This window comes from Dysgonomonas sp. Shenzhen-Wh21 (genome assembly GCF_043392705.1).
GTDB lineage: Bacteria > Bacteroidota > Bacteroidia > Bacteroidales > Dysgonomonadaceae > Dysgonomonas.
Genome location: NZ_JAIXHZ010000176.1, coordinates 1 through 11279 on the forward strand (window position 1 = coordinate 1; position 11279 = coordinate 11279).

Here is an 11279-nt window from a genome sequence, read left to right on the forward strand (position 1 = left end):
CCCTTCCAATATATTGCCTCTTTCTTTTTGGCGCTTCGGATGAAGAGGAACGGGGACGAGCATATCTATAGAAGAAATAAAATCGCTGTTTTTTATATTTTCTCCACATAGCTCACCGATAAATCTGCCGATGTGAGGGTTTCGATTGTATTTCAATTCGTGAATAATATGCTGTATGCTGCCTCCTTTTACAAAATAGGCAAAAGCGGCAATATATTGGAAGGGAAAGCGTCCGGCAAAAAACTGTTCCAGACGATTGTTGGGTTGCAGGTGGAAATTCGTTTTGGGTATGAGCAGCAGGCAGTCGGTGCAAATGTGCTGCTCCCCTTCGCTCAATCGCTCTTTGCAGACAACACAGAGGCTGGGGAAAAAAAGATCGAGAAAATTATGAAAAATTGTCATCATAAGTACCGCCTAAGATTTCATCTACACATTTAATACACAGATCCATTGAAAAGCCTCGTCCCAGAGCAAAGCGTATTAGCTTGGTTCTCTTATCATAGTCATTTTTTGCATTTACTGATTTCTCTTTTATGGAGAGGATGTGCATTAGTTGTTTTTCGAACTCGTCTCCCGCAAGGTCTTCCAAAATCGGGTTGTAGATAGATTCTGGAATATTAAGTTTTCTGAGTTCGAAAACAATTTTGGTCTTACCCCATTTGTTGAACCGTAATTTATCGTTGATAAAGCTTCTTGCAAAACGTGTGTTGTCAAGGTATTTCTCTTTCCTTAGCCTGTCCATGATTCGTTCTATAGCATCGGAGGATAATTCCCATGCAAGTAATTTTTTGCGTACGGAAAATTCAGATCGTTCGGCTCTGGAACAATAGGCTGCGACACGGTTGAGTGCTTGTGGTTCGGATAACTTCAATTTCTCTTGTTTTTAGAATAACACTCAAAAGTAGGAAAAATATTATCCTGAACGTAGTAAAGTTTTTTGTTTTGATAGAATCTAGTACATTATCTGTCTAGCTCTGCTCTTACCATCCTGTCGTTTTTGTTTAAATCTTGAAATAGGCAAACGTTTATAAAACCTTTGCTTTTGACTAATTGTACTGTATCCTCTCCTTTTCTCTGATTTATTTCAAAGTACAATTTACCGTTTGGTTCGAGTAAATCTAAGGCGATATCTGCAATTCGGTCATAGAATAAAAGCCCATTACTATCGGGGACGAATAGTGCGGTGTGTGGTTCATAATCCAAAACATTCTGATCCATTCTGGATTTTTCTTTTTCCAAGATATAAGGAGGATTGCTGACTATGATATCAAATTTAGTGTCTGTAGGATAATCTTTTAAAACATCCACATTTCTGAAAGTTATATCCACAGCATTTGATTCTGCGTTGAAGGTCGCAATCTTTAATGCCTCTTCTGATATATCCCATGCTTCGATATCTGCCTTTTCTAAATGCTTTGCTAATGCTATTGCAATAGCTCCGCTACCTGTGCCGATGTCGAGTACTTTTAGTCCAGATTTTTTGTTTTCGTTCAAAATTAGTTCCACAAGCTCTTCCGTTTCGGGGCGGGGTATCAATACATCCTTCGTCACATGGAAAGGAAGTCCGAAAAATTCGGTTTCACCAATAATATACTGTATTGGTTCGAACGTTTTTAAGCGATCTAGTATAGAGTGCAGCAGGATTGTTTGTTCTTCCGTCAACTTTGTGTCTGATATCACAGCCTGAGGATACGAACGCTTGGTTGTATGTTCTATTATAATACGTATAAATCCCGAAATTTCACTTTCGGGATAATACGCTTTTAGATATTCTTTTATATAAGAAATTGTTTTTTGCATCAGGCTGTACTATTTTCTTTTCTTCCTTATTCCATTTCTTCATCGTACTTCTGAAAGAGGAAATCGTTGTAAGGGTAGCGTTCTATATGGATCGCTTTTATCCTCTCATACAACTTTTGTTTCAACTCCTCGATATTCAATTTCTCTGTAGCCGAAATAAAAATACAATCGTTGTGCATTTTGTTCATCCACGAGTTTTTGAGTTCCTCCAAAGAAATGTTTTCCTTTGTTTTAGGAGTCAAGTCATCTTCATCTTTGGGTTTATAAGAAAAAGAGTCCACTTTATTAAAAATCAATATAGTTGGTTTTTCCTCTTTGTCTATCTCTAGTAATGTTTTATTCACTACCTTTATTTGTTCTTCGAAGTTTGGATGAGAAATATCCACTACATGTAATAACAGATCAGCCTCTCTTACTTCGTCTAATGTAGATTTAAATGATTCGACCAGATGAGTAGGCAATTTGCGGATAAATCCTACAGTATCCGACAATAGAAATGGGAGGTTATCGATAATAACCTTTCTTACGGTCGTATCCAGTGTCGCAAAAAGCTTGTTCTCCGCAAAAACTTCCGATTTGCTTAGCAGCGTCATGAGGGTTGATTTTCCCACATTGGTATATCCTACTAAGGCAGCACGTACCATTTTACCTCTGTTTTTTCTCTGAGAAGCCATTTGTTTGTCAATACCTTTCAGCTCTTCTTTTAGGAATGCTATCTTGGTAAGAATGATACGGCGGTCGGTCTCCAACTGAGTTTCCCCCACACCACGCATCATTACACCTCCCCCTCGCTGACGGTCTAAGTGAGTCCATAAACGGGTCAAACGTGGAAGCAGATATTGATATTGTGCCAGTTCTACCTGTGTCTTCGCATAAGCAGTTTGGGCACGCATGGCAAATATATCGAGAATAAGGCTTGTGCGGTCAAGAATTTTCACTTGTAATTCCTTCTCTATATTCCTTATCTGCTTGGGAGAAAGTTCATCGTCGAAAATGACTAGACCGATCTCATTTTCCTCCATATATTGCTTTATTTCCTGTAATTTTCCTGTCCCTACGAAGGTAACGGGATTTGCCTTTTCAAGCTTTTGTGTGAATTTTTTTACAGGAACGATACTCGCCGTTTCGGCAAGGAATGCAAGTTCGTCGAGGTACTCTTTTACCTGTTCTTCTGTTTGGTATTGAGTGATAAGCCCTACTAGAACTGCTTGTTCGTTTTTTGATTCTGATATAATAAAGTCTTTCATATAATCTTTTAATCTCTAAAGATTTTAAATCCTATTTGTACTCTAACTCCAAAGTTCCACCTTTGAGAATGTCATTGTGGTTTATTCTGAAATCGGAGATAATTTTTCCGTTATACTTCACCTGTCTAATTATAGCATCGGGTGATTTACGGTTCTTAGTTGTAATGTTTAATTTTTTCCCGTTATCCAACTGTATGGTAATATTATCATAAAGCGGAGAAACGATCTCGTACCACGGTTCGCCTACTACCAGAGGATATAATCCTATCGTAGAGAATACATACCATGCGCTCATTGTACCATCGTCTTCGTCCATTTCAGGCATGTATCCTTTCGGTTCTGTCTTAAAAGGCTTGCCATAATAAGGTGTCGGATATTCGGCATTCCCTCCATACAGGTGGTTCAAATCTTCTTTTATGATGCGTCTTACATTCGCCTGAGCTTTATCGTATTGTTGCAAGCGATTGAAAATATACGGAGCATGTATTCCCGGTTCGTTTCCTTGATTAAACAGATTGTTGTCAAAGAAATAGGTGAGCTGCTTCGCTAAGATGTCTTGTCCTCCTGCACTGTCAGCCATTTCGTTCAGGTATTGAGGCAGAGCCCAGCGGTATTGCCAGCGTGTACCTTGATAAAGCCCGCTGCCTCGCATCTTTGTAAAAGAATCGTCAATGTTATTAAAATCTGTATTCCATGTTTTTATAAATGTGCTTTTTGCTTTGTCGCTATAGTAATTAGCGTCATCCGTTTTGTTTAGTATCTCAGCTATCTGAGCCATAGCCCACCAGTCGATACAGCTTTCCAGTGTCTGATCGGGACGATTGGTAGGGAGATTGTCCATTTCCTTTTTTATTCCATTGTAAGCTTTAGCTAAATTGATATTGGTGATCCCTTTCTTGTACGCATCCAGTAACACAACTTGTGAATGCTCGGTACGCACTGTCGGGGTTGATTCGAAGTCTGTAGCCCAATCTTTTTTGCCGTATATATACAGATTACACAAAGAGTTTGCAATATCTCTCATCGATTTCGAATCGAGTAGGGTGATCAACGGAAATTTGGTGCGATATGTATCCCACATAGACCAGCAACTGTAATATGTATAATCCTTTTTTTGCTGTACTTCTCCATTTGTAGCCAAATACTTTCCGTCGATCGACGTCGTATTTGCCGGACTAAGAAATACTCTGTACAGAGAGGTGTAGAATAGTTTCTTTTCGTCTTCGCCAGCTCCTTTTATTTCTATTCGCGATAAGATATTTTCCCAAACATTACTGGCTTGTGATTTTATTTGTTCAAAAGAAAGGCTTTTTATCCCTTCGTTTTCTAAACGAGCTGTTTCTGTGCTAATCGGAGAAAGTGCAACTCTTACTTCTATCGGTTGATTATCAGTTCCCTCAAACGCCAGCTCTACATCTTGCTCATGCTTTGCATTTACTGTAAAGGGTTTACTTATGCTTATGTTGAAGTATAGTTTGTAAGCTCCATGATCGCATGTGTTGCCAGCATGTATATATCCTTGTATTTCCTTGTCTGAAACAATTTTGTAATCACAGCCTAATACTCTGGTGAAAGATGATGCAAAATTTATTGACATCTTTTGCGCCTCTCCCTTTGGGTAGTGATAACGTTCTATGGCTACATTGTGAGTTGCTGTCAATTCCGCTTTTATTCCATTGGTAAGAGTGGTGGTATAGTAACCCGGAGTAGCAGATTCCAGCTCTTTATTCATACTGATGCTAACGTCTTTCGCTACGGGTTTGATGCTTAAATTGCCTCCTGCGCCACTACACCCGATACCAGATATACGATTGACCGAGAACCCGGAAATCTTACTTACATCATAATCGTATCCGACATGAGTTCTGGGATCAGAATCGGGACAAACCCTCGCCATACCGTATGGAACACATGCGGCAGGATCTACTTGTCCGTTATCTCCGGCTGTACCCATAAAGAGATAAACATATTCGTTCTTTGACTTTCCTTGTTGAGCAAAGAGATTATTTGTATTTATTAGTGTCGAGCAGAATAGAATAATCAGAATGAGCGATGGTTTATAGAATCTCATAATTAAAGTTTTTCGCACAGAATTTGGTATAATGGGCTAAAGGTAAGAATAATCTGTAAGAGGTAGCAGTGCATAGATATTAAAAAAGAGCCTGCATTGTAGGCAGACTCTTCTGTATCTTTTTCGTACTTTGTTGTAGGATAAAGAATTAAGCTTTGTTAGACACAACTCTTTTTTCTTTGATTCTAGCTTTCTTACCTGTAAGACTACGAAGGTAATACAATTTAGCACGACGAACTTTACCCACTTTGTTTACAGTGATACTGTCAATAAATGGTGATTCGATAGGGAAAATTCTTTCTACACCGATGTTGTCAGACATTTTACGAACAGTGAAACGTTTTTTTGTTCCGTGTCCTGCAATTTTAATAACCACACCGCGGTACTGCTGAACACGTTCCTTGTTACCTTCTTTGATACGGTAAGCAATTGTCACTGTGTCACCACTTTTGAATTTAGGAAACTCTTTTCCTGTAGCAAATGCTTCTTCTGCAACTTTAATTAAGTCCATGATTATATATGGTTTTGTTGTTAATATACGCAATATACACGAGCACCTCCCGTCAGAGATTACGCAAAGCGGATGCAAAGATAACGATATTTCCGAAAATTGCAATACCTTAACCTCTATTTTTGAAACTATTAGGATGGGCGTCAGAAGGTGTATTCCATTCCTATTCCGTAGCAGTTATCTCCTATATTTGGAGCTATTGCCAGAGTATGTTTTGAATTTAAGTGATTCGGGTATAAAATTTTATTGATTGTTGGCAATAAAAGATAACTGGCTTCGACACTGAATATGCCTATACCGGCTCCCATTAAAACATCACTTACCCAATGCCTTTTGTTAAGTACACGCAATGCGCCTGTTGCAGAAGAGGCTATATATCCGCTAAAAGCTATGTAGGGTGATTTGCCTATATATTCACGGAACAGTATGTGTGCACCGACAAAACTTGTAGCTGTATGACCCGACGGAAATGAATTACGTGTCGATCCGTCCGGTCTAAGTACTCCGGTGCTGTTTTTTAGAATGTTCACAGTTCCCGCCATCAGAAGGTGAGACATAGCCATTATGATCGTTACATCTTTCAGATCGTGATTTCCTTTAATTCCCGCAAGATTTAGTGCATATACAGAAACGGCAGGGGCAAACTGTAGATAATCATCATATATCATCTTATTCTTAAAGTGCTCGCCTACCTCATTGTTTGTGCTTTTGTCCAGATCTTTAAGCATATGATTCTCGTGTGCCATGATGCCATAAGCAATAAATAGAGTAGGGGCTATTAATCTGGGATACGTTGAGTTAAAGCTTATTTGTTCAATATTTAATTCTGGAATTTTGTTTTCCCATTTGTCGGAGTCGATATTTAAAGGAACCTGAGGTGATGCAGATAAATCTATTTTAGGAAATAATGTCTTGTCGGGCAAAGAGCTGCTTTGTAATAATTTCGGTTTGGATGTAATTAACGGCTTATATTCTTGGGCATACAAGTATATAATACCTGTCTGCGTGAATAGTATAATGATAAAAAGACTTACTTTTCTAAGCGCATTCATATATGTCAAATTTGATAGTTTATTGATGATAAATATATAACGAAGAAGTTTTTATTTCGTTATTTGGTGGATATATTTTAAGGTTAAATAATCATAACACAAGGTATTATATCTTTGTTAATCTATGTTTAATTAAAGTTTTTTATTGGTTTTATAAGGCTTATTCGTTATACTTTTGTATGTATACAGGAGAAAAAGCCTTTTAATTTATTATCAAGTATAAAATGAAAATAAAATATATAGCAGCTGCAACTGCATTTTTTGCAACGATATGCCTCAATGTTGCTGCTTTAGGAAGTAAAACAACGACTCTCTACGATACGGTCGATAAAGAAAAAATGGGACATTGGGTCGACTCGGTTTATAATCAAATGTCGCTGGATGAGCGTATCGGGCAGCTTTTTATGCCTATTGTCAGCGGAGATAATACAGAATCGAATAAAACCACAATAAAAAACCTGATAACGAACCAGTATGTCGGCGGAATTTTGTTCTCTAAAGGCTCTCCCCAAAATCAAGCGGAACTCACCAATTATGCGCAACAAACAGCTAAAACTCCTTTGATGATCTCGCTCGATGGGGAATGGGGCTTGTCGATGAGGTTAGATAATACAACGCAGTTTCCTCGCAATATGATGCTAGGTGCAATTCAAAATGATTCCCTGTTATATTATTATGGTCTCGAAGTCGCTCGTCAGTGTAAGTTGATAGGCGTGCAAGTAAATTTTGCTCCTGCGCTCGATGTTAATAGCAATCCCAATAATCCTGTGATCGGGAACCGTTCGTTCGGTGAAGACCCCGATCGTGTGGCCCAACTTGGTGTTATGTATTCGAAAGGCTTGGAAGCAGGTGGGGTGATGGCCGTAGCGAAACATTTTCCGGGACATGGCGATACATCCACTGACTCTCATAAAACTTTGCCTACCATTACACATGACAAAGACAGGCTTGATGATTTTGAGATAAAGCCTTTCAGAAAATACATTGATGCAGGTTTGTCGGGAATGATGATCGGGCATTTGAATATTCCTGCTCTCGATCCCAAAAGGCAACCCAGCTCTCTGTCTGAACCTATCACTACGAAGCTGTTGCAAAACGATCTTGGCTTCTCGGGATTGATCTTTACAGATGGCTTACAGATGAAAGGAGTTTCAGGTGAAGATAACTATTGTGTGAGGGCTTTGTTGGCGGGCAATGATGTTCTTCTCGGGCCCGTTAATACAGCAAAAGAATTTAATGCGGTAAAGAAAGCGATAGCAGATACCTTACTCACGGAATCACAAATAGAGGTTAAGTGTAAGAAGGTATTGGCGTATAAATATATCCTGGGTTTGAATCATGTCACGACTATAGAAGCTTCGGGTCTTATTCAAAGCCTGAATAATACGAATGCCGAGTGGATAAACCGAAATCTGCATCGGGATGCGATGACATTGATAAAAGATGATGATAAAATCGTTCCGCTAAAGGGACTTGATAAGAGAAAAATTGCAGCGATATCAATAGGCGCTTCGGTGGACAATACATTTCATAATATTTTGAAAATGTATGGAGATGTTACCTGCTTCAATGTTTCGGATAGCGATGCTCTTCTGCAACTGAAAAAAGTCCTTGAGCCATATAATACAATTATAGTATCGGTGCACACTACAAGAACAAATTTTAGTACTGCTATACAAAATGTAATACAAGGAAAAGAAACTGTACTGACCTTTTTCATTAATCCTTATCGGGTAGCAGCTTATGCCTCTACAGTCAAAAATGCCGATGGAGTTTTGCTGGCTTATGAAGATACCGATCTCGCTCAGAACTATGCGGCTCAAGCTATATTTGGCGGAAATGCTATTACAGGAAAAGCTCCTGTGACAGTGAAAGGAGTGTTTAAAGAAGGAAAAGGGATCAATACTAAAAAAATAAGACTAAGCTATACTGTGCCCGAAGATGTAGGCATAGTAACAAGCCGACTGGATGGTATAGAGACTATTGTACAGGAAGGGATAAAATCTCAGGCTTTTCCGGGCTGTCAGATATTGATAGCCAAAGATGGAGAAGTTATTTATAATAAATCATTCGGTTCGTTCGAATATGATGGCAAGCAAAAGGTAACGAATACCGACTTGTACGACCTTGCCTCCATGACGAAGGCTACGGCTACCGTTCCTGCCGTGATGAAATTGTATGACGATGCTAAATTGAAACTCAATACACCTATCAGCAACTATGTATCTGCACTGAAAGGTACGGATAAATCGGATATAACAGTCCGCGATGCTCTCTTGCACGAAAGCCGACTTCCTGCCTTTATACCTTATTATATGAATGCGATAGACGATGATAGCTATGAAGGTAAATTATTCAATCGTACGCAGACTTCTCTTTATTCTGCTCAGTTTGATGCGAATACATGGGCTCGTACAGATTATAAATTTAAACCTTCGATAGTGTCTCAAACTCCTAAAGCAGGTTTCTTACCTTTGGCCGAGGGGTTTTACATCAACGAAACTTATTCAGATACTATTATTTCTGAAATTGCGAAGTCAAAATTGTCTAAAAGAAAACAATATGTATATAGTTGTCTCAACTTTATGCTACTGAAAGAAGTCGTAGAAAAAATATCGAAAGAGGATTTGAATACATTTGTACAGGAAAACTTTTTCAGCAAGCTCGGTGCTACAACCACCACTTACAAGCCCTTGACAAAATTCGATAAGCAGAGAATTGTCCCTACCGAGAAAGATGATTTTCTACGCAAACAACTCTTGCAAGGCTATGTACATGACGAAGGTGCAGCCTTTATGGGTGGAATATCGGGTAATGCAGGCTTATTTTCGGATGCGAATGATATTGCCAAGCTGTATCAGATGTGGCTGAATATGGGTACGTATGGCGGTGAGGAGTATTTGTCGCCAAAAACTTGTCAACTGTTTCTTCAAGCAAAGAGCGGAATTTCACGTCGTGGGCTGGGCTTTGACAAGCCGGAAACAACCACCGGCAAATCGAGTCCGACAGCGTTAAGCGCACCTGCCAGTACATACGGGCATACAGGATTTACAGGAACTTGCTTCTGGGTTGATCCCGATAATAATTTAATTTATATATTTTTGTCGAACAGAGTGAACGATAAGCGAACTCATAATGCGATATCTACTTTAAATATACGTACACGTATTCAGGAAGAGATATATTCGGCGATGAAAAAAGGAACTGTATCACAAGAAACAAATATAACTAATACTAATACCAATGACAAACAAAAGACTGACGCTGAATGACGAATTGAAACCATTTTTTAGTACCGAAAACCAGCTAATATGGGATTTGATAATAGAAAACAAAACCGAAGAATTGCACCCGATATTATCGGAAGAAGATGAGCATATAAATAAAATACTTGCCGAACTTTTTACAGAGGGTAAGAGCAATACACTTGATACATACGATTTTGTAACGATCAAAGAGCCGAATAGTCGTTTATTCAGAGATTTGGTTCGTTTCGTTTTTGCATCAGATATCAATGGGAATTATGATGAAATAAAAGAATCGATCTTGAATAAGATTTTCGATTTTACACCCGATATGATTGAGCAGTTGCAAAAGGAGACTCAAGGATATCCTATGAGGCCTGTTTCCGAAGTTGTAATCAAAGAAGCTTCATCGATTCGTATGTCATTGAATACATTGGCTTATTATTTTCGTGAAAAGGAAGATGTTGAAGGACTGCACTTTGCCACGGTTATGAGAACCAAGCTTACGCTGTCTATCATGAGTAACTACAAAAATATAGTGGGGCATGATATGATAGAAGCTGCTAAAATAAAGGAACGGGTGGGAGAGACTGAAGCCGCTCTTGTTTTTTATAATGCTGCCCGTGAGAACCTGAAAAATGAATTGCATTGGTTTGTTGAAAGTCCGGAGATGGGAGCTAGCGAAGATGATGTGATCATGCTGCAATCTCTTAAAGAAGCATATCAGTCTATCGACAGATTAAAGAATACAGAGGAGTTTGTGCAAACATGTGAAATTATCGACGAAATATTGAGCAGGGAATATGTTGAGTATGACTTCGATGAAGAGGATGAGGAAGATTAAAAAATATATATTTCTATATTGCTGTCTTTTGTTGTTGCCTTGTGCTTTATTTGCTCAGCAGCAAAAGACAGCATCTATTAGTCTCGAAGAATATTTGCAAACGCAGGAGCTGATAAATGTCAATGCTTTAGACAGTAGTATTCGTGTAGATCTAAAGTATGCAACAACAGATAACTTTACAAAAACAATCCTTTACGATTCGTTGGCAAATATATATCTGCATCCTTTGGCTGCAAAAAAGCTGGTGGCTGCACAGAAGTATTTGAAAACACTCCACCCTGATTATAGTTTATTGGTTTATGATGCCGTACGTCCTTTGAGTGTGCAGCATAAGATGTATCGGGTGGTGCAGAATACCAAATATGCGGCTTATGTCGCAAACCCTTCACGTACAGGTCTTCATAATTATGGAATGGCAGTAGATCTTACTATTTGTAATAAAAAAGGTGTACCTTTGGATATGGGCACTCCCTTCGATTTTTTTGGTGGTGCTGCGGGTATCAATAAGG

Annotated in this window: 10 protein-coding genes; 3 read left to right on the forward strand and 7 right to left on the reverse strand. The window is 38.7% G+C overall.

Annotation, left to right across the window (positions count from 1 at the left end; all coding sequences use genetic code 11):
• From LDB17_RS12640 to LDB17_RS12670, 7 genes are all read right to left on the reverse strand, one after another.
• Positions 1-405, reverse strand: a 405-nt coding sequence (locus tag LDB17_RS12640) for a ComF family protein (protein WP_393925056.1), incomplete at its 3' end; no start/stop codon positions are given.
• Complete coding sequence (locus tag LDB17_RS12645) at positions 386-871, reverse strand: regulatory protein RecX (protein ID WP_252637230.1); 486 nt, start codon at positions 869-871, stop codon at positions 386-388. The genes LDB17_RS12645 and LDB17_RS12640, both read right to left, overlap by 20 nt.
• An 89-nt stretch (positions 872-960) precedes the next feature.
• Complete coding sequence (gene prmC, locus LDB17_RS12650; protein ID WP_252637232.1) at positions 961-1800, reverse strand: peptide chain release factor N(5)-glutamine methyltransferase; 840 nt, start codon at positions 1798-1800, stop codon at positions 961-963.
• Positions 1801-1826: 26 nt separating this feature from the next.
• A complete protein-coding gene (hflX, locus tag LDB17_RS12655; RefSeq protein WP_252637234.1) occupies positions 1827-3047 on the reverse strand; it encodes a GTPase HflX in 1221 nt (406 codons plus the stop codon).
• A 31-nt stretch (positions 3048-3078) separates the two neighbouring features.
• Positions 3079-5118, reverse strand: coding sequence for a glycoside hydrolase domain-containing protein (locus LDB17_RS12660; protein WP_252637236.1), 2040 nt, complete (start codon positions 5116-5118; stop codon positions 3079-3081).
• A gap of 148 nt (positions 5119-5266) precedes the next feature.
• On the reverse strand, positions 5267-5629 hold the full coding sequence (rplS, locus tag LDB17_RS12665) for a 50S ribosomal protein L19 (RefSeq protein WP_135106807.1): 363 nt from the start codon (positions 5627-5629) through the stop codon (positions 5267-5269).
• 143 nt (positions 5630-5772) lie between these two features.
• On the reverse strand, positions 5773-6681 hold the full coding sequence (locus LDB17_RS12670; RefSeq protein WP_252637238.1) for a phosphatase PAP2 family protein: 909 nt from the start codon (positions 6679-6681) through the stop codon (positions 5773-5775).
• 224 nt (positions 6682-6905) lie between these two features.
• On the opposite strand from LDB17_RS12670, the gene LDB17_RS12675 reads away from it, so the two are divergent.
• The 3 genes from LDB17_RS12675 to LDB17_RS12685 form a co-directional block, all read left to right on the forward strand.
• A complete protein-coding gene (locus LDB17_RS12675; protein WP_252637239.1) occupies positions 6906-9953 on the forward strand; it encodes a glycoside hydrolase family 3 N-terminal domain-containing protein in 3048 nt (1015 codons plus the stop codon).
• Positions 9925-10770, forward strand: a complete 846-nt coding sequence (locus LDB17_RS12680; protein ID WP_252637241.1) for a hypothetical protein — start codon at positions 9925-9927, stop codon at positions 10768-10770. Before LDB17_RS12675 ends, LDB17_RS12680 begins: the two co-directional genes overlap by 29 nt.
• The coding region (locus LDB17_RS12685) for a M15 family metallopeptidase (RefSeq protein ID WP_393925057.1) at positions 10757-11279 on the forward strand (523 nt) is incomplete at its 3' end. The genes LDB17_RS12680 and LDB17_RS12685, both read left to right, overlap by 14 nt.